The sequence below is a fragment of the Streptomyces sp. MP131-18 genome, from assembly GCF_001984575.1.
Lineage (GTDB): Bacteria > Actinomycetota > Actinomycetes > Streptomycetales > Streptomycetaceae > Streptomyces > Streptomyces johnsoniae.
On sequence record NZ_LZNS01000001.1, the window covers coordinates 2,909,117 to 2,930,875 of the forward strand.

The following is a 21,759-nucleotide window of genomic DNA, read 5'->3' on the forward strand; positions in this document are numbered from 1 at the left end:
GGAGGGCACGGACGAGGCGGACGGGCCGGACGGGGCGTCAGGCCACTTGGCAGCGCAGGGGTTCGCCCGCGAGGGCGCGGGCGGCTTCGTCCGCGGCGAGGCGCTGGAGGGCGTCGAGTGACTCGGTCGAGTAGAACGCTGCGTGCGGGGTGAGGAGCACGTTGGGCAGGCCGCGCAGCGGCGAGTCCGCCGGCAGCGGCTCGGGGTCGAACACGTCGAGGGCCGCCGCCGCCACATGGCCGGTGCGCAGGGCGTCGGCCAGGGCGGCGGTGTCGACGAGGGCGCCGCGCGAGGTGTTGACGAGGACGGCCCCCGGCCGCATGCGGGCGATGTTCCGCGGGCCGATCAGGTGGTGGGTGCCCGGGGTGGCGGGGGCGTGGAGTGACACGGCGTGGGACCGGGCCAGCAGCTCGGGCAGGTCGACGAACTCGGGGTCCTCCGGCCCGCCGGCGGGGTCGGCGAAGGGGTCGGTGGCCAGGACGTGGAAGCCGAACGTGCGGAGCCTGGCGTGAACGGCGCGGCCGATCTGGCCGGTGCCGACGAGCCCGACGGTGGTGGCGGCGAAGCTGGGCAGCGGCCCGGCGTCGCCGGGGGCGCACCAGCCGTGGTCGCGGATGGCCCGGTCGTAGACGGACAGCCGCCGCAGCAGCGCGAGCAGGGCGGCGGTGGCGTGGTCGGCGACGGTGTCGGTGCCGTAGTCGGGCACGTTGGCGACGCGGACGCCGAGGGAGCGGGCGGCACTCACATCGACGTTGTCGTAGCCGATGCCGTAACGGATGACGGTGGCGCCGGGCTTCAGGGCGGCCAGGACGGGCCGCGTCATCGGGGCGAAGTTGACGAAGGCGACGTCGGCGCCGCGGACGGCGCCGACGGTCTCGTCCTCGGTGGTGCAGTGGTGCTCGGCGAAGTCCGCCGCGAAGCGGGCGGCGACCGCCCGTTCGTGGCGGACATCGCCGAACGCCTGGTCGGTGACGATGACTCGGCTCACAGCAGACCCCGGCCGGCGAGGTTGGCCATGAGCGCGCGGATGCCGAACGTCCAGGGCGGCGCCTGCTCGCTGTGCGCGACGGTGTTCACCAGCGTGCCGAGGCGCGGCGCGGAGATCCGTACCACGTCGCCGAGGTGGTGGGTGAAGCCCTCGCCGGGGGCGTCGCGGTCGTGCGTGGGCGCGAACATCGTTCCGGTGAACAGCATGATCCCGTCCGGGTACTGGTGGAGCGCGCCGGTGGTCTGGGCGACCAGGTCCAGGGGGTCGCGGCTGATCTCGCCGAGCGAGCTGCCGCTCTCCAGGGTGAAGCCGTCGGTGCCGGTGATGGTCAGGGAGATGTCCAGGGCCCGCGCGTCGTCGATGGTGAAGCCGTCGTCGAAGAGGCGGATGAACGGCCCGAGGGAGCACGAGGCGTTGTTGTCCTTGGCCTTGCCGAGCAGCAGGGCGCTGCGCCCCTCGACGTCCCGCAGGTTGACGTCGTTGCCGAGGGTGGCGCCGACGGCCCGGCCGCGGGAGTCGACGGCGAGGACGAGTTCGGGCTCCGGGTTGTTCCACGTGGAGCGGCTCCAGATGCCGACGTCGGCGCCGACGCCGACCGCGGAGAGCACCGGGGCCTTGGTGAAGACCTCCGCGTCGGGGCCGATGCCGACCTCCAGGTACTGCGACCACAGGCCCTCCGCGATCAGCACCTCCTTGGCGCGCGCGGCGGTCTCCGAGCCGGGCACGAGGTCGCCGATGTGGCCGCCGATGACCTCGCGCACCCGCGAGCGCACCGCGGCGGCACGCGCCCGGTCGCCCGCGGCGCGCTCCTCGATGACCCGTTCGATCATGCTGCGGACGAACGTGACGCCGCACGCCTTCAGCACCTGGAGGTCGCAGGGCGCGAGGTAGTGCGGCACGTCGCGGCGGCCGGTGAGGGTGGCGTGCAGCACGTCGGCGGCGGGCCAGGTCCGCGCGGCGGGCGCGGTGGCGGCGAACGCGGCCGGGTCGGGGTGGTCGAGCAGGTCGGCGACGGTGGGGGCGAGCGGGGTGAGATCGGCGAGCTCCCCGCCGCGCAGGACGGCGACCGAGGGGCCGCCGTCCTGCGGGTCGTGCAGGCGGGCTATGAGGACGGCGCGGTCGGCGTCCTCGGGGAGTATCGCGGCGGAGTGGTCGATCAGGTTCATGGTCATGACTCCGTTACGGCGTGACGGCGGGCCAGTTCACGGTAGTGGGTGGCGTTGCGGCGGATGTCGGCGATTTCTTCCGCGGTCAGCTCGCGGCGCACCTTCCCCGGTACGCCCGCGACGAGCGAGCCGGGCGGCACCCGGGTGCCCGCCAGGAGGACGGTGCCCGCGGCGATCAGCGAACCGCGGCCGACGTGCGCCCCGTTGAGCAGCACGGCGCCCATGCCGATCAGCACGTCGTCCTCGATGGTGCAGCCGTGCACGACGGCGCGGTGCCCGATGGAGACGCCGGCGCCGACGAGGGCGGGGAATCCGGGGTCGGCGTGCAGCACGCAGCCGTCCTGGACGTTGCTGCCGGGGCCGATGTCGATGCGTTCCGCGTCGGCGCGGACGACGGACCCGTACCAGAGGCCGGCGTCCTGCCCGACGCGCACGGCGCCGATGACGGTCGCGCCGGGTGCCAGCCAGGCGCCGGGGGCGAGTTCGGGGTGGTGGCCTTCGAAGGGGCGCACGGTCATGGGGTCTGCACTCCGTACCATCGGGCGGCGGTGGCGCCGCGGATCTGGGCGAGGCCGTCCTGTCCGACCCCTGCCCGGGACAGTACGGCGGTGAGGTCGGCCAGCGCGCCCCCGTAGTCGCGGCGCAGCAGCACCACCGGCCAGTTGCTCGCCAGCATCAGCCGCTCGGGCCCGAACACCTCGACGGCATGCGCCACGTACGGCAGCAGCGCGTCGGCGTCCCAGCGCGGCCAGGCGGTCAGCACGTCGATGCCGACGGACACCTTCAGCGCGACCCCGGGCTGCGCGGCGAGTGCGGCCAGGCGGGCGGCCCACGGCGCGCGGTCGCCGGTCTCGACCGGAGGGCGGGCGAGGTGGTCGACGACGATGCGCAGCTCGGGAACGGCCTCGGCGAGTGCGGTGATGTTGCGGACCTGTTCCGGGGTGAGGGGGACGACGTCCCAGGTCAGGCCGCGGTCGGCGAGCTCGCGGAAGAGGGCGAGTGGCCCGGGAGCGGTGAGCCAGTCCAGCGGGTCGCGGGCGACGAGGGCGCGCACGCCGCGCAGCAGCGGGTGGGTGAACCGCGCCAGTTCCGCGCGCGCCGCGTCGGGCGCGGCGAGCGGCAGCCAGCCGACGACGGCGGCCACGTAGTCGGCTGCCTGCGTGGCGTAGGCGGCGAGGCGGTCGTTCTCCTCCTCGGTGTCCACGGACTGGACGAGCACGGTGGCGTCGACGCCCGCGGCAGCCAGTTCGGCCCGCAGGTCCGCCGGGTCGTAGTCGCGCTCGATGGAGTGGTGTTCTGCCGTGCGCCACGCCTGGTGCTGGCGCGCGACGCGCCAGAAGTGGTGGTGGGAGTCGATGACGGGCGCCGCGGCGGCGACGGACGGGTCTGCGGTCATCAGCGGCCTTCCCAGCGGGGCGTGCGGTGGTCGAGGAAGGCGCGGACGCCTTCGGCGAAGTCGGCGCTGCCGTAGGTGCGGCGCAGCAGGTCGTCGGTGTCGGCGGGCGCGGTCGCGGCGAGCAGCCGCCGGTCGGTCTCCTTGACGGCGGCCAGCGTCAACGGGGCTGAGGTGACGAGCCGTTCGACGAGGGCCGCGGCGTGCTCGTCCAGCTCCCCGCGGGGGACGACGCGGTGCACGAAGCCCGCGGTGCGGGCCTCCTCGGCGGCCAGCGTTTCGGCGGTGAGCAGCATCGCCATGGTGCGCCCGGCGCCGAGGCGGTCCTTCAGCCGGGCGATGACGGGCGCGGGCAGGCAGTTGCCGAGGGTGCGCGCGATAGGCGCGCCGAACACGGCGTCCGGGGTGGCGAGCAGCACGTCGCAGGCGGCGGCCAGGGCGAGGCCGCCGCCCACCGCGGGGCCTTCGACGACGCCGAGCAGGGGCGCGCGCAGGCGCAGCAGCCGGTCGAGGACGCGGCCGACGCGCCGCTCGTAGTCGAGGCCGTCACGGCCGGCGTTGCCGTGGGCGCCGAACGCCGTGAAGTGCCTGATGTCGGTGCCCGCGGCGAACGCCCGGCCGCCCGCGCCGCGCAGCACCACGGCGCGCACGCCCGGCTCGTCGGCGACGTCGCACGCCTGGGCGAGCTGGTCGTACATGGGGAAGGTGAGGGCGTTGCGCCGCTCGGGGTTGGACAGCGTGATGCGGACGCATGCGCCGTCGCGCACGGCCAGGACCTCGCCGTTCACTTACGCCTCCTCGCCGTCGGGCCGACGCGCCGGTTGCCCGCGCCGTTCCCCGCGCCGTTCCCCGCCCGGGACCCCGCGCCTGATCTCCGCGAGCACTTCCTCGGTGTGCTCGCCGATGAGCGGCGGGTGCCTGCGGAGGGTCGCGGGGCTCGCGCCGAGCGTCAGCGGCGGGCCGAGCACCTTCACGCGCCCCGCCACCGGGTGGTCCATCTCCCGGACCAGGCCACGGGCCTTGACGTGCGGGTCCTCGTCGAGGACCTGCGCGTAGTCGAGGATCGGCCCCGCCGGGACGCCCGCGGCGAGCAGGGCGTCCACCCAGGCCGCGGTGTCGTCGTCGGCCAGCCGTTCCTCCAGCAGCGCGGCCAGCTCGTCGCGGTGGTCCATGCGGTCCATGTTGGTGGCGAACCGCGGGTCGTCGGCCAGGTGTTCCAGACCGAGCGCGCCGCAGAGCCCGTGCCACAGGCGCTGGTTGTTCGCGCCGACGGTGAGGTGGCCGTCGCGGGTGCGCAGGGCCTGGTACGGGCCGGACATGCGGTTGGCGGAGCCGAGGGGGGCCGGGGGCTCGCCGGTCGCCCAGTACTCGGTGGACTCCCACACCGACATGGCGATGATCGCCTCGTACAGGGAGGTCTCCACGCACTGGCCGCGGCCGGTGCGCTGCCGGTAGAGGCAGGCGGCGAGGATGCCGCCGACCATCAGCAGCCCGGCGCCGAGGTCGCCGACGGGCAGCCCGTTCTTGACGGGCCGGCCGCCGGGCTCGCCGGTGACGCTCATCGCGCCGGTCATGCCCTGCGCGATCAGGTCGTAGCCGGGGCGCTGCGCGTAGGGGCCGCTGCTGCCGAAGCCGGAGACGCTGGCGTAGATGAGCCCGGGGTTGAGGGCGGACAGGGTCTCGTAGTCGGCGCCGAGGCGTTCGGCGACGCCAGGCCGCCAGTTGTGCACGACGATGTCGGCCGTGCGCACCAGGTCGTGCAGGTCGGCCAGGCCCTGCTCGGTCTTGAGGTCGAGGCAGACGCTCCGCTTGTTGCGGTTGAGGGCGAAGAACGCGGTGGAGTCGCGCCCTTCACCGGTCTCGCCCCAGGAGTGGCGGGTCTGGTCGCCGCCGCCCGGGTTCTCGACCTTGATGACGTCCGCGCCGAGGTCGGCGAGGATCATGGTGCAGTACGGCCCGGCCATGACCTGGGTCAGGTCGACGACGCGCAGGCCGGCGAGCGCGGCGTCGCCGTCGGGGTCCGTCCGGTCGTTCATGGTGCTCTCCGTGTGATCGGCGCGATCGGCGTGATCGGCGTGCGGGGGGTGCGGGGGGCGGCGTGGCCGCCTGGGCGGTTTCAGGAGGCGAGGCCGGCGTTGGCCTCGGCGAAAAAGGTGTCGACGGCCTCCGGGACGGTCGCGCTGCCGAAGGCGACGTCGTCGTAGGCGCGGGTGAACGCGGATTCGAAGACCGCCATGTAGCCGGGCGGGTAGAGGACGATCGGCGGATCGTTCTCGACGATGTCCTGGTAGAGGGTCAGCTCCCGCTTCTTCAGGTCGGGCAGCTCCGGATCGTCCAGCTGGCGCTGGAGCAGGCGCGTGTTGGTGACGGCGCCGTTGTCCGAGGCGTAGATGTCGCCGCTGCGCTCGTCGTTGGCCCAGAAGTCGATGAACGCGGCGGCGGTGGGCACGTTGCCGCAGTTGCGCGGGATCGCCATACCGGAGGTGATCAGCACGTTGCCGGGGCCGGCGGGGCCGCCGGGCAGCGGCAGCGTCGTCAGCCGCTGGCCCTCGCCCGCGCCGTCGAGGGTGCCCTGCGCGGGGGTGAGGGCGTTGCCCGGCCGGTTGTCGCTGAGGACGTCACCCTGCGCGAGGTAGCCGGCCTCGGGCGAGGTCGGCTCCTCGGAGTTGGCGGCGGGCGAGTTGGTCAGGCCCTCCTCGGTGATGTCCTGCCACATCTGCCAGTACTCCGTCAACAGCTCCTTGGAGAACCCGAGCTGATTGCCGTCGAACATGTTCTCGCCGCGGCCCTGGACGTAGGCGATGAAGAAGTTGGGCAGTCCGCCGCGCAGTGAGGTGGCGGCGATGTCGTCGGGCAGGCCCGCGTCGGCCCGGCGCAGGAAGTCGATGTAGTCCTCCCAGTCGTAGCCGGGCGCCGGCAGCGGGGCGCCGGCCTCCTCGGCCAGCGTCTCGTTGACCATCAGGGCGTCGTAGGCCGCGCCGGTCGGCAGCATGTAGAGCTTGCCGTCGGGCCCGCGGCCGGTGTCCAGGACGGCCTCGGGGATGTCGCTGACGTCGATCGCGCCGGACTCGATCATCGGATCGAGGGGCAGCAGCGCGTCGCGGTCGGTGAAGTCGCCGAGCGTGCGCGCCTGGAGCTGGGTGACGCAGGGCATGTTCCGGCCCGCGCCCTGGACGTTCAGGCGCTTGAAGTAGTTGCCGAAGTCGGCGGCCTCGCGCTTCACGCCGGCCCCGGGGAACTCCGCCTCGAAGGCGTCGGCGACCGCGTTGGTGCGTTCGTTGCGCGAGGCGGAGCCCCACCAGGAGAACCGGATGTCGCCGGAGACCTCGCCCTGGCCGCGCAGTTCGTCCTCGGTGTGGTCGGGCAGGCTCTGGCCGCAGGCCGTCAGCAGGGTCAGCAGGCCGGCGGTGGCGAGGGCCGCCGCGGAGCGGATTCTCATGATCGTGTCCTCACTTCAGCCCGCTGGTGGCGATGCCCTCGACCAGCAGCTTCTGGGCGGCGATGAAGAAGCCGAGCACCGGCACGAGGGAGAGCGTCGACATGGCGAACAGGGAGCCGTAGGCCGACTGGCCGGTGGCGTCGAGGAACGACGCGAGGCCCTGCGACACGGTCCAGGTGCCGGGCTCGGTCAGGTAGAGCATGGGGCCGAGGAAGTCGTTCCAGGTATTGATGAACGTGAACAGGGCGGTGGTGCCGAACGCCGGGATGGACAGCGGCACGATCACCCGGCGGAAGATGCCCCAGTGGCCGCAGCCGTCGATACGCGCGGCGTCGTCGAGGCTGCGCGGCAGGGCACGGATGAACTGCACCATCAGGAAGATGAAGAACGCGTCCGTGGCCATGACCTTGGGCACGACGAGCGGCAGGAAGGAGTTCACCCAGCCGAGCTGATTGAACAGGATGTACTGCGGGACGAGCGTGACGTGGTACGGCAGCAGCAGGGTGCCGATGACCAGCGCGAACAGCGTCTTCTTGAAGCGGAAGTCGAGCCGGGCGAACGCGTAGGCCGTCAGGGAGCAGCTGATCAGGTTGCCGGCGATGCACAGCACGGTCAGCGTCAGCGAGTTGAAGAAGAAGCGGGAGAAGTTCAGCTGGTCGCCGCCGGTCCAGCCGTCGCGGTAGTTGTCGGTGGTGAAGTCGCCGGTGAACAGGCCGAGGGTGCTGAAGACCTGGTTGTCCGGGCGGAAGGAGGCGCCGACCATCCACAGCAGCGGGTAGAGCATCAGCACCAGCGTGATGATCATGACGCTGTGTTTGACCAGCGCGCGCAGCAGCGGGCTGCGCGTGGGCCGGTTACCGAAGAGCAGCCGGCGCGGGCGGCGCGGGGGCGCGGCCCGGGGCGTGGGCGTGGTCGTGGTCATCGTTCGTCTCCGTAGTGGACCCAGTACCGGGAGCTGAGGAAGAGGAGCCCGGTGAACACCGCGAGCCCGAGGACCAGCACCCAGGCCATCGCCGCCGCGTAGCCCATGTTGAGCTGGGCGAAGCCCTGTTCGTAGAGGTAGAGCGTGTAGAAGAGGGTCGAGTCCGAGGGGCCGCCGGTGCCGTTGCTGACGACGTAGGCGCCGGTGAACGCCTGGAAGGCGTTGACGACGCTCAGCAGCAGGTTGAAGAACACCAGCGGCGACAGCATCGGCAGTGTGACGCTGCGGAAGCGGCGCACGGGTCCGGCGCCGTCCACGGCCGCCGCGTCGTACAGCTCCTGCGGGATCTGGCGCAGCCCGGCGAGGAAGATGACCATGGCGGAGCCGAACGTCCAGACCTGGAGCACCACGATCGTGTAGAGCGCGGAGCCCGGGTCGCCGACCCAGCTGCCGTGGTCGATGCCGACGGCGGCCAGCGCCTTGTTGACGATGCCCTCCTCGCCGAAGATCTGGCGCCACAGCGCCGCGACGGCGACGCTGCCACCGATGAGCGACGGCATGTAGAACAGCGCCCGGTAGCCCGTCAGGAACCGCATGCCGCGGTTGAGCAGCATCGCGAGGCCCAGCGAGACGGCCAGCAGCAGCGGCACCGACCACAGGACGTAGGTCAGTGTCACGTCCACCGAGTCGAAGAACCGCGGGTCCGTGGTGAACATGCGCCGGAAGTTGTCCAGGCCGATCCACTCGGGGGCGCTGGACAGGTCGTACCTGGTGAACGCCAGATAGAGGGAGAACAGCATCGGGCCGATCGTGAAAACGGCCATCCCGATGAGCCAGGGGGTGAGGAACGCGTAGGCGGCCCGGTTGTCCCCCGCGGCGCGCCGGCCGCGTCCGCGGACGGCTATGGGCTGCTGTGTCGCGGGCCGGGGGAGCCGTTCGGCGGCTCTCCCGGCCCCGCCCGCAACGTTTTCCTTCATCGCAAAACCTCCGCAGGGGCGTTGGTGCGGCTCGCGGCGCGTCAGCGCCGCCGCGCGGACCGCGCGTGTTGCTCCACGCGGTCGGCCATGATCTGGGCCAGGAGCCCGGCGACCGGAACGGCCACGCCCGCGGCGCGGGCCGCGGAGGTCACCTCCCACAGGTCCTTGCTCCAGGGGCGTTCGGCCACGGGCGTGCCGCCCGCGTCGTACGCTTCGGCGACCTCGTCGAAGAAGCCCCAGTTGCGGGCCACCCACGAGTCGCCGAGCCCGCCCGAGACCGCGGCGAGCACGTCCTGCTCGGCGACCCCGTAGGCGGCGGCCAGGTCCAGCGCCTCGTGGGCACCGGCCAGCGCGGCGAACATCATCAGCTGGTTGGCGAGCTTGGCGGCCGAACCGGCCCCGGACGGGCCGACGTGGCGCACCTGGCTGCCGACCGCGGCGAGGACGGGGCGGGCCCGTTCGAACACCTCGGCCGCGCCCCCGGCCATCACGGCCAGGTCCCCGCGGGCGGCGCGCTCGGCACCGCCGCTGACCGGCGCGTCGAGGAGGCCGACGCCCCGGTCGGCGGCGCGCGCCGCCAGGTCGCGCGCCGTCGCGGGCAGGACCGTGCTGTGCACCAGCACCAGGGCGCCCTCCGCGAGCCGCGGCAGCAGCGTGCCGAGCACGCTGCCGACCGCGGCGTCGTCGGGGACGGCGAGCGCGATCACGCCGCAGTCGGCGAGGTCGTCCGCCTCGGCGACCGGGCGGGCGCCCGGCCCGGCGAGGGCATCGGCGCGGCCGGGCGCCCGGTCGTACAGCGACACGTGCCAGCCCGCGGCCAGCAGCGCCTCGGCCATCGGCCGGCCGAGGTTGCCGAGCCCGGCGAAGCCGATACGGGTGGTTGCTTGGCTGATCACTGGACCGAGGCGTCCAGCGGGCGGCCGAGCTTCTCGTACAGCGCGCGACGGCCGCGCATGTCGTTCTCCAGCTCCTGGCGCGCGTACTTCGCGACGGTCCCGGCGTGCTCCACGGGCACCGCGAGCACGCCGTCGCCGTCCGCGACGACGATGTCGCCCGGCCGGATCAGCACGCCGCCGATGTCGACCGGCACCTGGAGGGAGTCGAACTCCACCCGGCCCTGCACCATGCTCTGTGCGCGGTACCGGCAGAAGATCGGCACCTCCTGCATGATGCACTCGTCGGTGTCCCGGACCCCGCCGCTGGTCAGCACGCCGGTGGCGCCGGCCGCGTGCCACTCCAGCGAGTTGTTGGACCCGACCTCGCCGACGGGGAGGCCGGCGGACTGGATGACGACGATCTCGCCCTGCTGGATGGTGGACGTGATCTTGTTCGGGTAGATCTCCCGGTACCAGCGCCCCGCCCACTCGGTGTACTCCTCGGGCGTCAGCGGCGGCACGGCCTTCTCCGAGGGGCGCAGCCGCATGGTGCGGGCGATGCCCGTCATGGTGGCGCCCTGCCAGAGCGGCTTCACCTCCGGCGACACGGTGCCCTTCGCGTGCAGTCCGGCCCAGTCGAGGCCGTCCCGTACGTCGGCGACGCGCAGGCCGTCGAAGAGGCGCAGCAGTTCAGCAGTCTCCATGGAATCTCATCCCCATCGATTCGGTCCCAGCGATTGGGCTGGGTGAACTATTGTCTACAATAGTCATCCGGCGGTGGCAAGACCCTGGAACGATGGAGGTTGTCATCAGTCACCGCGAGCCGAAGACCTCCCGAAAGGCTGCTCCATGGCATCCCAGCCCGCCAGCGACGGCGATCAGCTGAATCCCCCGAGCCTCGTCCACCTCGCGGCGGGGGCCATCCGGAAAATGATCCTCTCGGGCGAACTCGGCCCCGGAGAAAGGCTGATCGAGCTGTCGCTGACCGAGCGGCTCGGCATCAGCCGGCCGCCGCTGCGGGAGGCGATGCGCCTGCTGGAGCAGGAGGGCCTGATCGTCGTCCAGCCGCGGCGCGGGGCGACCGTGGCCACGCTGACCGATCAGGACGTCTACGAAATCCTGACGCTGCGCTCGGCCCTGGAGCGCACGGCGATCGAGCTGGGCGTGCCGGTGCGCGTCCCGGCGCGGCTGACCGCCTGCCGCGCGGCGCTGGAGCGGATGGAGGAGAGCGCCCGCGCCGAGGACCGCGCCAGGCTGGTGGAGAGCGGCTACGCGTTCCACGCCTCGATCGTGGCCCTCGCGGGGCACCGGCGGATCAACGAGATATATGCCTCGCTGCACCGGCAGTTGCTGCTGTGCATGGCCCGCAACCTGTTCGTACGGGAGCGGTACTACGAAGACCTCGACGTGCACGTGGCACGCCACCGCCACCTGTTCGACCTGATCGAGGCCGGCGACCCCGAGCGGGTCCTCGCCGAGCTGGCGGTCCACGGCGAGCGGTCGTTCTCCCAGCGCTGAGGCGGGCCCTGCCGCACCGCCACGACGGGCGGCGCGGCAGGACCGTGCGGTCAGGCCGTGCGGTCAGGCCGTGCGGTAGGCGTCCACGACGGTCTGCTCCGTCGTGCTGCCGTCCGGGCCCGCCACCGTGGCGCGGAACGAGACCGTGCCGCCGGCCGCCGGGTTGGTCACGGTGATCTCCCCGTCGGCCACCGGCGTTTCGACCCAGGTGCCGCCGCCGTCGTAGGACACCTCGACGGTGACGCCGTCCGTGCCCGGCCCGGCCGCCGCGCCCTCGACGGACACCGGTACGGTGCTCACCTCCCCCGCGGGCGCGGTGCTTCCCGTATCGAGCCGCGGGGCGAAGCGCACCAGCGAGGTGGGCAGCACGGCCCACTCGTCGCCGGGCACGGTCGCGGAGGTGAAGCCGAACGTCACGGTGACCTCGGTGCTCACCGCCGCCCCCGGGCGGCGGGCCGTGGTCGTCAGCTCGTAACGGCCTTCCCCCGGCGGGACGGCCAGGGCGGTCCAGCCGCGGATGTAGTCGTCCAGCTCGTGGACCACCTCCCCGTCGCGGGTCAGCGTCGTCGCGCCGGACTCGGTGTCCACGTAGCCGCTGTGGCCCGAACCGTCCGCGAGTACCGCCACGTTGACGTCGAACGTGTCGCCGTTGCGGTGGACGCCGCCGCCGGTCGGCAGGGCGGGCCCGAACACGCCCACGTTCACGACGTGTTCCACGTGGTCGCCCGGCTCGTACGCACGGGGCGCGCTGCCCAGCCACCCGGCTTCGCCCTCGCCGGAGAACTGGAGCGCGTAGTCCCACGAACCGCGCGTGACGTGCAGCGAGGTGGTGGCGGGCAGGTCGCGGTAGGGGCCGTACGAGGCGAGCCGGCCGCCGGAGACGATCAGCTGGCCCGTGGTGCCCTCGGCCAGCGCGCCCTGCGTGATGCTCAGCTCGGCGAAGTCGTCCGCCGGGTAGGCGTGCGCGTACCCGTCGAAGAACGAACCGGCCCGCTCGGCCGAGACGTGGTACTGCGCGTCGTCGCCCGCGGTCCAGGCCCCGGCGATGCGGGCGTGCAGCTGATCGTCGGGCAGTGGCGGCCCGGCGAACCCGGTGTGCAGAGTGGCCCGTTCGGGGTCGTGGTCCCAGGAGATGCCGGCCTCGACGGCCGGCAGTTCGAGATCGGCGGCCAGGGCGAACGGCACGGCCGCGGCGTCGGGCACCGTCGGCAGGACCGGCTCCGCCGCGGCGGCGTCGAAGACGACCGTGGCGTCCGCCGCGAGGTCAGGAACGTGCTCGGCCTGCGCGGCGACGTCCGTCACCCGGCCGGCGCCGTCGACGGCCTCGATGGAGGAGACCAGCAGGTAGTCGCCGTCCGCGGGCAGCCGGACGCTGCGCGTGCCCTGTCCCGTCACGTCCGTCACGTCCCAGGACTCCCCGGTCGCCACGTCGAGCGCGTACAGCGACCAGTCGTCCGGTGCCCCGCCGTCGGCGGCGATGCCCTCGACGGTGACCACGTGGGCCTCGCCGAGCAGCTCGACGCCACCGGCCGTGCGTACGGTCTGCTCGCCGCCGGTGGCCGTGACGTACACGCTGTAGCCGCCGGTGGCCCCGCCCGCCGCGGCGGTCGCGGCGGTGACGGTGACGGCGGCGGTCCCGCTCGCCGGCACGGTGACCGAGGTGGTGTCGAGGGAGAACATGCCGTCCGGCGCGGGCGTTCCGTCCGGGGCGAGGCCCGTCAGGGACAGCTCAAGCGTGACGTCCTCCGGTCCCAGGTTCCGGTAGGTCAGCTCCTCGGCGGGCGGCGGGTCCTCGGTGTGCGGCCACTCGACCGCGCCGAAGCCGAGAGAGACCGGCTCGGCCACGATGTGCTGCCCGACGGCGCGCGCCACGTCCACCCGGCCGGCGCCCTGCCGGAACGCGCCGTGGCCTGCGGCCGGTTCCGCGGATGCCACCAGCGCCGCCTTCAGCCGGTCGCCGGTCCAGTCGGGGTGCGCCTGCGCGAGCAGCGCAGCGGCGCCCGCGGCGTGCGGGGCGGCCATGGACGTACCGGAAATCGCCACATACCCGTCCGCGACGGGCTCGCCTTCCTCGGCGACGACGCTGCCCTCGGCCGCCGCGGCGCCGATGTCCACACCCGGTGCCGTCAGGTCCGGCTTGAGGCCCGCGTCGCCGGCCCGCGGGCCGGTGGCGGAGAAGGCGGCGGGCTCGTCGGCGTCGTCGACCGCGCCGACGGTCAGTGCCGCGTCCGCGGTGCCGGGCGAGCCGAGGGTGCCGGGCTCGGGCCCGTCGTTCCCCGCGGACACGACGAACAGCGCGCCGGAGGCGGCGGAGAGCGTGTTGACGGCCTCCTCCAGCGGGTCGACGCCGGGTGTGTCCGGGCCGCCGAGGCTCATGTTGACGATGTCGGCGTCCTGTTCGACGGCCCACTCCATGCCGGCGATGATCCCGGAGTCGAAGCCGTAGCCGTAGTCGTCGAGCACCTTTCCGTTCAGCAGCCGCGCGCCCGGGGCCACGCCGCTCCAGGTGCCCCCCGTTCCGGCCAGGATGGAGGCCACGTGCGTGCCGTGGCCGCGGCGGTCCTCGATCCGCTGCGCCTCGGAGAAGTTGGCCGAGGCGGTCACCTTTCCGCCGTCCAGGTCGGGGTGCGTCTCGTCGATGCCGGTGTCCAGCACGGCGACGGTGACGCCGGAGCCGTCGAATCCGGCCTCCCACGCCTGCGGGGCGCCGATCTGCGGGACGCTGGTGTCCAGGCTCGCCCGCCGCACGGTGTCCAGCGTCAGGGAGGTCACGCCCGAGGACAGCGTCCGCGGGCCGGTCAGCGCGTCCCAGGCCGCCGCGGCCTCGTCCGCGTCGAGGGTCAGGGCCTCGGCCCCGATGCTGTCCAGGTCGGCGCGTATCTCCGGCTGCCCCCCGTCGAACAGCCGGGCCGGGCGCTCGCCCTCGTAAGCCACGATGACGGGCACACCGTCGCCCGCCAGCCGCCGGTATCCGGGGCGGCTCAACTCGGTCACGTCGAACAGCCGCGGGTCGACCAGCCCCTGCGCGATCAGCGGCCGGGCGTCGGAGGGCACGACGAACGTGCCGTCGGCGCCGCGCGACACCGAGAAGGGCACGTGGGCGCGGCCTTCCGCGCGCTGCACGCCGAGCACCTCCCCGTCCGCGCCGAGGGCGACCCGGTCGCCGGTGACCAGCGTGACCTGGCCGGGCGCCCGGGTGGGCGCCGTGGTGCCGTGGTCCGCACCGGCCGGCGGGGCGATGAGCAGCCCCGCACCCATGGCGGCAGCGGTGGCCGCGATCGCCACCGGCCTTCTTCGCTTCTTGTGCACAGTGCTCCCAAGCGTCGTGAGGTGACTTGCACTTGGGGACCCTAGGAGCCCGCCACCGTTTTGTGTGCGGTGGCAAACAACTGTCTGTTCCGTTGCCCGAGATTCGGCCACATTCCGGCCGGGGGCGGACGGCATGAAAAAACCCGGCCCCTGGGCGGGACCGGGTTTTCTGGTGCGGGTGGAGCTGGGCGGGGAGCGTCAGAGGGCGCTGCCCGCCTGCCAGTCGGCCCAGCTCATATTCCAGCCGTTGAGCCCGTTGTCCGGCTGGATTTCGCGGTCCGGCGAGTTCACCACGGTGACGATGTCGCCGCGGAGCGACTCCTCGAAGAACCAGGCGCCGTCCTTGTCCGGATCGTCGGCACCCTGGGCGTCCGCGAGCCCTATGCAGCCGTGACTCGTGTTGCTGGAGCCGAAGACGCTGTTGGCGGCCCAGTAGTTGCCGTGGATGAACGTGCCGGAGGTCGACAGCCGCATCGCATGCGGCACGTCGGGTATGTCGTACTCGCCCTCGCCGTCGTCGTCCGTGAAGCCGACGGTGGCGCCGTCCATCCGGGTCTCCTTGAACTTTTCGGAGATCACCATGATGCCGTTGTACGTCGGGTTCTCCGCGCTGCCGGCGGATATCGGGATGGTGCGCAGCGGCTCCCCGTCGCGCACGACCTCCATCTGGTGGCTCTCCGCGTCGACCGTGCTGACCTGGGAGCGGCCCACGGTGAAGGAGAAGCTGCGGTCCTGCCAGCCGACGACGTCCGCGCCCGCGTCGATCCCGTCGAAGCCGAGCGCGACGGTCACCTCGCTGTTGGCCCGCCAGTAGTCCTCGGGCCGGAAGTCGAGCCGGGTGTCGCTGAACCAGTGCCCCACCACTTCCTGGCCGGAGCTGGTATTGATCTCGACCGCGGCCTCGATCTCCGCGCGGTTCTCGATGGGCTTGTCGAAATTGAGCGAGACCGGCATGCCCACGCCGACGGTCTCGCCGTCCTCGGGAGTGAAGTACCCGGTGAAGCTGCTCTCCGGGGAGACGGTGGTGAACGTGGTGCTCTGGTGCGCCTCGCGTCCCTCGCCGTCGCTGGCCCTGACGGCCAGCTGATACCTGGTACCGCGGTCCAACTGGGCGTCGGGCGCCCAGCTGGTCTGGTCCCCGGATATCGTCCCGGCCACCTCGGAGCCGCTCTCCGTGGCCGTCATGACCACTTCGTCGAGCGTGCCTTCCTCGACCGAGACCTGTACGTCGTCATTGATCCCGACGCCGTCCGCCGCGTCCTCGGGAGTAATGGAAATCACCGCGGCCGACGTGTCCGCGTCCTCCGCGGCACGGTCCGCGTCCGACTGCTCACTGCTCCCACCCCCCTCGTCGGAAGGCTCGTCGTCCCCGCCGCCGCCGCATGCCGACAGTGTCAGCACCCCGCTGAGCAGCGCCGCCGCCGTTATCAGGCCCTTGCGCCGCATCCCGTCCCTCATCCGATCGCCACTCCGTCCGCTGCCGCCTCTCCCTGAGGACACATGGGAGAGAACGTGATAAGGCGGCAGCCGGTTCCACTCTAAGTGAACCCATGCGATAGCTCGCCAGTTCGATGCCGGCTCGGTCAGTCCTCCTCGTCCTCGTCCTCCCAGCCGCCGTCCTCGTCCAGCTCCGCGGGCTCGCTGCTCCAGGACGCCTGGGCGAGCACCACCCCGGGCACGTCCCCGACCAGGTCGACCGGGTCGATGAGGTAGGCCACGGCCTCCGCCTCGTCCCTGGACACGGCCTGCGCCGCCTGGTCGCGCTCCTCCGGCGGCATCAGCGCGTCGCCCTCGATGCGCGCCCACGCGGCCCTGATCAACTCGTCGGGCTCCGCGATCTCCAGCACCATCTCCACCCGGACGCGGACGCGCCGCGTCTCCTCGCCGAGTTCCCCACTGCTCAGTTCATCACTCATGCCCCGGAGGGTAAGGCGCCCGGCCATCACCTCTTCCCCGCGACCCGCACGGGCCCGTAACATCGCTCCCCATGGACGGTCACCCTCACCGCCCGGACCGCCGCCCGCTGATATGCAGCGCCGTGGCGGCCGGCGTGCTCGGCCTCGTCTGGCTGCTGCCTTCGGCCCACGCCGACGGGGACGACGCCGACGGCACCTCGGGCGTCATGCCGGTCGAGCACACACAGCCGCACGTCGAGCCGGATCAGTAGCCGGCCCGTCGCCCCGCGTTCAGGCCAGCGGCCCGGCCGCCGACTCGGCCGCCTCGATCAGCCCTCCGCCCCGTACGAAGCGCTCCGCGGCCGCCAGGTCCGGCGCCAGATAACGGTCCTCCCCCCGCCCGGCCACCCCCGCGGCGCGGGCCGCGCCGATCACCGCGAGCGCCGCGGGCCCCGGGCGCAGTCCCCGGCCCGCCAGGCCTTCCCTGAGCTCCAGCGCACGCGTCGCCGCGTACAGCTCGACGGCCACCACCCGCCCGAGCCCGTCCACCGCGGTCCGCAGCTTGCGGGCGGCGGACCAGCCCATGGACACGTGGTCCTCCTGCATCGCCGAGGACGGGATCGAGTCGACGGACGCGGGCACCGCCAGCCGCTTCAGCTCGCCGACCAGCGCCGCCTGCGTGTACTGGGCGATCATCAGCCCCGAGTCGACCCCCGCGTCCTCGGCGAGGAACGGCGGCAGCCCGTGCGAACGGTTGCGGTCGAGCAGCCGGTCCGTGCGCCGCTCGGTGATCGAGGCCAGGTCGGCCGCCGCGATCGCCAGGAAGTCCAGCACGTACCCCAGGGGCGCGCCGTGGAAGTTCCCGTTGGACTCCACCCGCCCGTCCACCACCACCGGATTGTCGACAGCGGCCGCCAGCTCGCGCTCCGCTACGGTCCTGGCGTGCGCGAGGGTGTCCCTGGCCGCCCCCGCGACCTGCGGCGCACAGCGCACCGAGTAGGCGTCCTGGACGCGGGGGGCGTCGTCCTGATGGTGCCCGGTGAGACCGGAACCGGCCAGCACGCGCAGCATGTTGGCGGCGCTTGCGGCCTGGCCCGGGTGCGGGCGCAGGGCGTGCAGCTCGGGGGCGAGCACGCGTTCCGTGCCGAGCAGCGCCTCCAGGGTCAGCGCGGCGGTCACGTCGGCCGAGGTGAGCAGGCGGCCGAGGTCGGCGCAGGCCATGATCAGCATGCCGAGCATGCCGTCCGTGCCGTTGAGCAGCGCGAGCCCCTCCTTCTCCCGCAGCTCGACCGGGGCGATGCCGTGCGCGGCGAGCAGCGGGCCCGCCGGGCCCACGGTGCCGTCCGGGCCCTCGGCCTCCCCCTCGCCGAGGAGGGTCAGCGCGCAGTGGGCGAGCGGCGCGAGGTCGCCTGAGCAGCCGAGGGAACCGTGCTCGTGGACGACGGGGGTGAGCCCCGCGTTCAGCACGGCGGCCATCGTGGCGGCGACCTCGGGGCGCACGCCGGTGTGGCCCGAGGCGATCGTCTTCAGCCGCAGGAACATCAGCGCGCGCACCACTTCGCGCTCGACGCGCGGCCCGAGCCCCGCGGCGTGCGAACGGACGATGTTGCGCTGGAGCCGCTCGCGCAGCTCGGGCCCGATGTGGCGCACGGCGAGCGCGCCGAAGCCGGTCGAGACGCCGTAGACCGGCTCGGGCCCGGCGGCGAGCCCGTCGACGACGCGCCTGGCCGCGGCCATGGCGGCGAGCGCCTCGTCTGACAGGCCGACCCGGGCGCCGTGCCGGGCCACCGCGATGACGTCGTCGAAGGAGGTGCCGGAGGGACGCACCAGGATCTGCATGGACATATTCAGGGAGCCTAAGGAGTGAATCGGCATCCGTCATCACCGGGGCGTGGGGAACGGGCCGCCGGCCGCCCGCGGAAGCGGCGGCGCTGCGGTCCGCCCGCGCCCGGGGCGTCCGCCAGGGCGACGACCACGTCGCGCGCCCCGCCCCGGCCCGCGACGACGGGCGCCGCGGAGCCCGCGGCCTTCGCCTGGTACTGCGCGGCGTCCGCGAGCCGGAACAGCCGGCGCGCCGAGCGCAGCGGCCCGATCGCGTCCCCCGTCGATGCCATTCCGCAGGCGACGCCCTCCCCGATGTCCAGATCGCGCGCCCTGCGGCAGATCTCCGCCGCGGCCCGCTCCACCTCCGCGGCCTCCGGGCCCACCGCGAGCAGGCAGAACTCGTCTCCCCCGAGCCGCGCGGCCAGCGCCCCCGGCACCGCCGCACCGCACAGCGAGAGCACCGTGCCGAACCGTTCGAGCAGCCGGTCGCCCACGGCGTGGCCGTAGGTGTCGTTGACCCGCTTCAGGCCGTTGATGTCGCACACCACCAGGCTGACCCGGGCGCCCGTGAGCCGGTGCTCCTCCAGGGCCTCGTCCAGGCGTATGTCCACCGCGCGGCGGTTGGCGAGGCCGGTCAGCGGATCGGTGAACGCCAGCCGCCGCGCCTCCGCCAGCCGCTCGTACTGGACGAGCCCGGCCGCGATGACGGCCGCGAGCACCGACGCGAAGTCGGCGTCCGCCCGCCCGAACACGGCGGCCCCCCGGCCGCGTTCCACGTACAGCTCGCCCCACGCCCGCCCGTGCAGCACGATCGGCGCCACCACGCACGAACCGCGGCCGCGGCGGCGCAGCGCCGCCGCCCGGCGGCTGCCGCGCGGCCCGGACGCCGACTCCACCCAGGCCCGCGCCTCGCCGCCGCGCGCCCAGCGCTCGTGCAGGAACTCGGTGATCTCGGGGAAGTCCCGCACCGGATACGACTCGTCGGCCGGGAACTCCTCCTCCCCCTCCCCCAGCTCCCCGGTGTTCACCAGGACCCGCAGCCGCCCGCGTTCGCGCTCCCAGACGGACATCGCCGCGAACGTCCCGCCCAGCGCCTCCCTGGCCCCCGCGGCGGCGGCCTGCGCCACCTCGGGAAGCCCGTGCGCGGCCGCCATGCTCTGCGCCAGCTCCAGGACGGCCCGCAGCCGGCTCTCGTCACCCATACGCCCAGGCTAGGAGCGTTCCGCGCGCTTTGGGGCCTTCAACTACTCCCTGCCCCTTTCGTACGAGCGCGAGCCGCCCCCCAGCGCGGCCCGGCGCCCCCGCGCGCCGGTGCGGCACCACCGGCACGTGCGCCGGAGCCCGCCCGCTACTCACCCGGCCAGTCGGGCGTGCGCTTCTCGTTGAACGCCGCCACGCCCTCCGCCCGGTCGGGCGAAAAAGCCACCGTGCGCCAGGCCGCGTCCTCCACTTCGAGCCCCGCCTGGAGCCCGAGCCCCGAGCCGGTGCGCAGCGCGCGCTTCGCGGCGCGCAGGCCCACCGGCGAATTGGCCGCGATCCGCGCGGCCAGGGCCAGCGCCGCCGCCCGCGCACCGCCCGGCTCCGTCAGCTCGTCGACCAGGCCGAGCCGCCGCGCCTCGTCCGCCGCCACGCGGCGCCCGGTGAAGATCAGCTCCGCCGCCCGCGCCGCCCCCACCCGCCGCGGCAGCAGCTGCGTGCCGCCGCCGCCCGGGATGACGCCCACGGTCACCTCGGGGAGCCCCACCACGGCCGTCGGCTCCGCGACGATCAGGTCGCAGGACAGTGCCAGTTCGAACCCGCCGCCGAGGGCGAAGCCCGCCACCGCGGCCACCGCGGGCACCGGCAGATCGAGCACCGCCGTGAACGCGGCCCGCAGCACCGTGCGGTGCCGGCCGAACTCGGCGTCGCTCAGCCCGTTGCGCTCCTTCAGATCGGCACCCACGCAGAACGCCCGCTCCTGCGTCGAGGCCAGCACCACCGCCCGCACCGAACGGTCGGCCGCGAGGTCGGCGCAGGCGGCCGTGAGGCACCGGGCCAGCTCGGTGGAGATCGCGTTCATGGCCCGTGGCCGGTCGAGGCGCACCTCCGCCACGTGACCGTCCCGCTGGACCACGACCCATTCCCCGTACCGGCGCGTCTCCATGGCCCGTCAGACTACCCCCGCCGGGCCAGCAGCCACGGCTCGACGATGCCAAGGCCGCGGACCGGGCGCTGGTACAGCGGCTGGAGCGCGAAGCGGTACGCGGCGGCGCGGCCCTCGTCCGTGTCCGCCGCCTTCTCCGACTGCGGCGCGAGTCCCGCCGCGGTCAGCTCGTCCCGCAGGGCGCCGTCCACCAGGACCATGTTCTTGGGCGCTATCGAGGTCAGCCGGCTGGCGAGGTTGACCGTGTTCCCGAAGACGTCGCCCATGCGCGTCGTCACCGTGCCGAAGGCGATGCCGACCCGCAGCTCCGGCATCATCGGATCGTCCCCGAGCGTCTCCACCAGCCGCAGCCCGATGTCGGCCGCGGTGCCCGCATCGTCCGCCGCGAACAGCACCTCGTCGCCCAGCGTCTTGATCAGCCGCCCGCCCTGCGCGGCGACCTGGTCGGCCGCGGTCGTCTCGAACGCCTCCACCAGCTCGCCGAGCTGCTCCTCCTCCAGGCGCCTGGTCAGCCGCGTGAAGCCCACCAGATCGGCGAAGCCGACGGCGAGCCGCCGGTCCACCATCTCCGCGTCGTCCTGCGCCTGCACCACCCGGCCGCTGGCCGCGGCGAGCTGCCGCCGCCACACGTAGATCAGGAACTCCTCCAGCTCCGGCAGCAGCAGCTCGACCAGCGGATAGGTCACCTCGCTGCGCGTCATGCCGGGCTCGGGCGGCTCGGTCAGCCCTTCGAGGAACGAGTCGATCTGCCAGTCCGCGAGCCTGGCCGTCGTCTGGCCCGTCGAACGGGCGACCTGGATGGCCATGGACTCGCTCAGCAGCCCGGCCTCCACCAGACCGGCCAGCCGCCGCAGGGCCAGGACGTCCGACTCGGTCAGCACCCGGGCCTGGCCGATGTCGGGGAAACCCATCGCCCGCCAGAAGCGCGACGCGAGGTCCATGGATACGCCTGCGGCGCGGGCCGCCTGAAACGGGGTGTACTGCCGTTCCGCGCCGAGGATCAGCTCCTCGATGCGCAGTGCGATGTTTTCGGCGTCCACGGTGCCGTTCGTGTGCTCCGCGCCCGCGTCCGCGCCCGTATCCGAGTCCGTGTCCGCGTCCGCCGCGGGCCCCGGCGCGGACGTGTCCGGATCACCCTCGGCCACGGCCACCCGCCCTAGGAGAAGAAAATCCTCCGCTGCGCACTGCCCTACCGTTCCGCTCAGCCGCGCCCGTCACTCGCGGACCTTCCCGCAAGCTTCTCCGCCCGGGCCACCGGGCTGGAGGCGTCGCTCGTCATGAGGCCCAACCCTACGGCAGGTGTGCCCTAT

At 73.5% G+C, this 21,759-nt stretch carries 20 protein-coding genes; 2 read left to right on the forward strand and 18 right to left on the reverse strand.

Going from position 1 to position 21,759, the window contains the following annotated elements; translation table 11 throughout:
• Nucleotides 1–37: 37 nt before the first annotated feature.
• The 11 genes from STBA_RS12845 to STBA_RS12895 form a co-directional block, all read right to left on the reverse strand.
• On the reverse strand, nt 38–988 hold the full coding sequence (locus tag STBA_RS12845) for a C-terminal binding protein (RefSeq protein ID WP_077059375.1): 951 nt from the start codon (nt 986–988) through the stop codon (nt 38–40).
• Nucleotides 985–2,160 (reverse strand): fumarylacetoacetate hydrolase family protein, encoded by a 1,176-nt coding sequence (locus STBA_RS12850; RefSeq protein WP_216355924.1) that lies wholly within the window; start codon nt 2,158–2,160, stop codon nt 985–987. The genes STBA_RS12845 and STBA_RS12850 overlap by 4 nt, the downstream gene beginning before the upstream one ends.
• Nucleotides 2,157–2,672 (reverse strand): gamma carbonic anhydrase family protein, encoded by a 516-nt coding sequence (locus STBA_RS12855; protein ID WP_077059377.1) that lies wholly within the window; start codon nt 2,670–2,672, stop codon nt 2,157–2,159. Before STBA_RS12855 ends, STBA_RS12850 begins: the two co-directional genes overlap by 4 nt.
• Nucleotides 2,669–3,550 carry an amidohydrolase family protein gene (locus STBA_RS12860; RefSeq protein WP_077059378.1) on the reverse strand — a complete coding sequence of 294 codons (882 nt, stop codon included), beginning with the start codon at nt 3,548–3,550 and terminating at the stop codon, nt 2,669–2,671. The genes STBA_RS12855 and STBA_RS12860 overlap by 4 nt, the downstream gene beginning before the upstream one ends.
• Nucleotides 3,550–4,335 carry an enoyl-CoA hydratase gene (locus STBA_RS12865; protein WP_077059379.1) on the reverse strand — a complete coding sequence of 262 codons (786 nt, stop codon included), beginning with the start codon at nt 4,333–4,335 and terminating at the stop codon, nt 3,550–3,552. The genes STBA_RS12860 and STBA_RS12865 overlap by 1 nt, the downstream gene beginning before the upstream one ends.
• The gene (locus tag STBA_RS12870; protein ID WP_077059380.1) at nt 4,336–5,583 is read right to left on the reverse strand and encodes a CoA transferase; all 1,248 of its coding nucleotides are present in this window, start codon (nt 5,581–5,583) and stop codon (nt 4,336–4,338) included.
• An 80-nt stretch (nt 5,584–5,663) separates the two neighbouring features.
• Entirely contained in the window at nt 5,664–6,986 is a 1,323-nt protein-coding gene (locus STBA_RS12875) for an ABC transporter substrate-binding protein (RefSeq protein WP_077059381.1), read from the reverse strand.
• Between the two features lie 10 nt (nt 6,987–6,996).
• On the reverse strand, nt 6,997–7,908 hold the full coding sequence (locus STBA_RS12880; protein ID WP_079251888.1) for a carbohydrate ABC transporter permease: 912 nt from the start codon (nt 7,906–7,908) through the stop codon (nt 6,997–6,999).
• Nucleotides 7,905–8,885, reverse strand: a complete 981-nt coding sequence (locus STBA_RS12885; RefSeq protein ID WP_079251889.1) for a sugar ABC transporter permease — start codon at nt 8,883–8,885, stop codon at nt 7,905–7,907. The genes STBA_RS12880 and STBA_RS12885 overlap by 4 nt, the downstream gene beginning before the upstream one ends.
• Before the next feature lie 41 nt (nt 8,886–8,926).
• Complete coding sequence (locus STBA_RS12890) at nt 8,927–9,781, reverse strand: NAD(P)-dependent oxidoreductase (RefSeq protein ID WP_077059382.1); 855 nt, start codon at nt 9,779–9,781, stop codon at nt 8,927–8,929.
• Nucleotides 9,778–10,464 (reverse strand): RraA family protein, encoded by a 687-nt coding sequence (locus STBA_RS12895; RefSeq protein ID WP_077059383.1) that lies wholly within the window; start codon nt 10,462–10,464, stop codon nt 9,778–9,780. The genes STBA_RS12890 and STBA_RS12895 overlap by 4 nt, the downstream gene beginning before the upstream one ends.
• 145 nt (nt 10,465–10,609) lie before the next feature.
• On the opposite strand from STBA_RS12895, the gene STBA_RS12900 reads away from it, so the two are divergent.
• Nucleotides 10,610–11,278, forward strand: coding sequence for a GntR family transcriptional regulator (locus tag STBA_RS12900; RefSeq protein ID WP_077059384.1), 669 nt, complete (start codon nt 10,610–10,612; stop codon nt 11,276–11,278).
• A gap of 63 nt (nt 11,279–11,341) precedes the next feature.
• Here STBA_RS12900 and STBA_RS12905 read toward each other — a convergent pair whose 3' ends face one another.
• From STBA_RS12905 to STBA_RS12915, 3 genes are all read right to left on the reverse strand, one after another.
• A complete protein-coding gene (locus STBA_RS12905) occupies nt 11,342–14,563 on the reverse strand; it encodes a S8 family serine peptidase (protein WP_253194700.1) in 3,222 nt (1,073 codons plus the stop codon).
• Nucleotides 14,564–14,785: 222 nt separating this feature from the next.
• A complete protein-coding gene (locus STBA_RS12910) occupies nt 14,786–16,045 on the reverse strand; it encodes an Ig-like domain-containing protein (RefSeq protein ID WP_077059385.1) in 1,260 nt (419 codons plus the stop codon).
• Between the two features lie 125 nt (nt 16,046–16,170).
• A complete protein-coding gene (locus STBA_RS12915; RefSeq protein WP_077063294.1) occupies nt 16,171–16,503 on the reverse strand; it encodes a hypothetical protein in 333 nt (110 codons plus the stop codon).
• A gap of 71 nt (nt 16,504–16,574) precedes the next feature.
• On the opposite strand from STBA_RS12915, the gene STBA_RS37130 reads away from it, so the two are divergent.
• On the forward strand, nt 16,575–16,754 hold the full coding sequence (locus STBA_RS37130) for a hypothetical protein (protein ID WP_143659474.1): 180 nt from the start codon (nt 16,575–16,577) through the stop codon (nt 16,752–16,754).
• 19 nt (nt 16,755–16,773) lie between these two features.
• Here the strand turns inward: STBA_RS37130 and hutH are convergent, their stop codons facing one another.
• The 4 genes from hutH to STBA_RS12935 form a co-directional block, all read right to left on the reverse strand.
• Nucleotides 16,774–18,327 (reverse strand): histidine ammonia-lyase, encoded by a 1,554-nt coding sequence (hutH, locus tag STBA_RS12920; protein ID WP_077059386.1) that lies wholly within the window; start codon nt 18,325–18,327, stop codon nt 16,774–16,776.
• A gap of 11 nt (nt 18,328–18,338) precedes the next feature.
• Nucleotides 18,339–19,508: a sensor domain-containing diguanylate cyclase gene (locus STBA_RS12925; protein WP_077059387.1), complete on the reverse strand. Its 1,170-nt coding sequence runs from the start codon at nt 19,506–19,508 to the stop codon at nt 18,339–18,341.
• Between the two features lie 146 nt (nt 19,509–19,654).
• Nucleotides 19,655–20,449: an enoyl-CoA hydratase-related protein gene (locus STBA_RS12930; protein ID WP_077059388.1), complete on the reverse strand. Its 795-nt coding sequence runs from the start codon at nt 20,447–20,449 to the stop codon at nt 19,655–19,657.
• An 11-nt stretch (nt 20,450–20,460) separates the two neighbouring features.
• Nucleotides 20,461–21,489 (reverse strand): adenylate/guanylate cyclase domain-containing protein, encoded by a 1,029-nt coding sequence (locus tag STBA_RS12935; RefSeq protein WP_107485220.1) that lies wholly within the window; start codon nt 21,487–21,489, stop codon nt 20,461–20,463.
• Between the last annotated feature and the right edge of the window lie 270 nt (nt 21,490–21,759).

Excerpts from the sequence above, each read along its gene's own strand:
- STBA_RS12850 (WP_216355924.1), bottom strand. The coding sequence starts at position 2,160 with ATGACCATGAACCTGATCGACCACTCCGCCGCGATACTCCCCGAGGAC.
- STBA_RS12855 (WP_077059377.1), bottom strand. The coding sequence starts at position 2,672 with ATGACCGTGCGCCCCTTCGAAGGCCACCACCCCGAACTCGCCCCCGGC.
- STBA_RS12860 (WP_077059378.1), bottom strand. The coding sequence starts at position 3,550 with ATGACCGCAGACCCGTCCGTCGCCGCCGCGGCGCCCGTCATCGACTCC.
- STBA_RS12870 (WP_077059380.1), bottom strand. The coding sequence starts at position 5,583 with ATGAACGACCGGACGGACCCCGACGGCGACGCCGCGCTCGCCGGCCTG.
- STBA_RS12875 (WP_077059381.1), bottom strand. The coding sequence starts at position 6,986 with ATGAGAATCCGCTCCGCGGCGGCCCTCGCCACCGCCGGCCTGCTGACC.
- STBA_RS12880 (WP_079251888.1), bottom strand. The coding sequence starts at position 7,908 with ATGACCACGACCACGCCCACGCCCCGGGCCGCGCCCCCGCGCCGCCCG.
- STBA_RS12885 (WP_079251889.1), bottom strand. The coding sequence starts at position 8,885 with ATGAAGGAAAACGTTGCGGGCGGGGCCGGGAGAGCCGCCGAACGGCTC.
- STBA_RS12895 (WP_077059383.1), bottom strand. The coding sequence starts at position 10,464 with ATGGAGACTGCTGAACTGCTGCGCCTCTTCGACGGCCTGCGCGTCGCC.
- STBA_RS12900 (WP_077059384.1), top strand. The coding sequence starts at position 10,610 with ATGGCATCCCAGCCCGCCAGCGACGGCGATCAGCTGAATCCCCCGAGC.
- STBA_RS12910 (WP_077059385.1), bottom strand. The coding sequence starts at position 16,045 with ATGAGGGACGGGATGCGGCGCAAGGGCCTGATAACGGCGGCGGCGCTG.
- STBA_RS12915 (WP_077063294.1), bottom strand. The coding sequence starts at position 16,503 with ATGAGTGATGAACTGAGCAGTGGGGAACTCGGCGAGGAGACGCGGCGC.
- STBA_RS37130 (WP_143659474.1), top strand. The coding sequence starts at position 16,575 with ATGGACGGTCACCCTCACCGCCCGGACCGCCGCCCGCTGATATGCAGC.
- hutH (WP_077059386.1), bottom strand. The coding sequence starts at position 18,327 with ATGTCCATGCAGATCCTGGTGCGTCCCTCCGGCACCTCCTTCGACGAC.
- STBA_RS12925 (WP_077059387.1), bottom strand. The coding sequence starts at position 19,508 with ATGGGTGACGAGAGCCGGCTGCGGGCCGTCCTGGAGCTGGCGCAGAGC.
- STBA_RS12930 (WP_077059388.1), bottom strand. The coding sequence starts at position 20,449 with ATGGAGACGCGCCGGTACGGGGAATGGGTCGTGGTCCAGCGGGACGGT.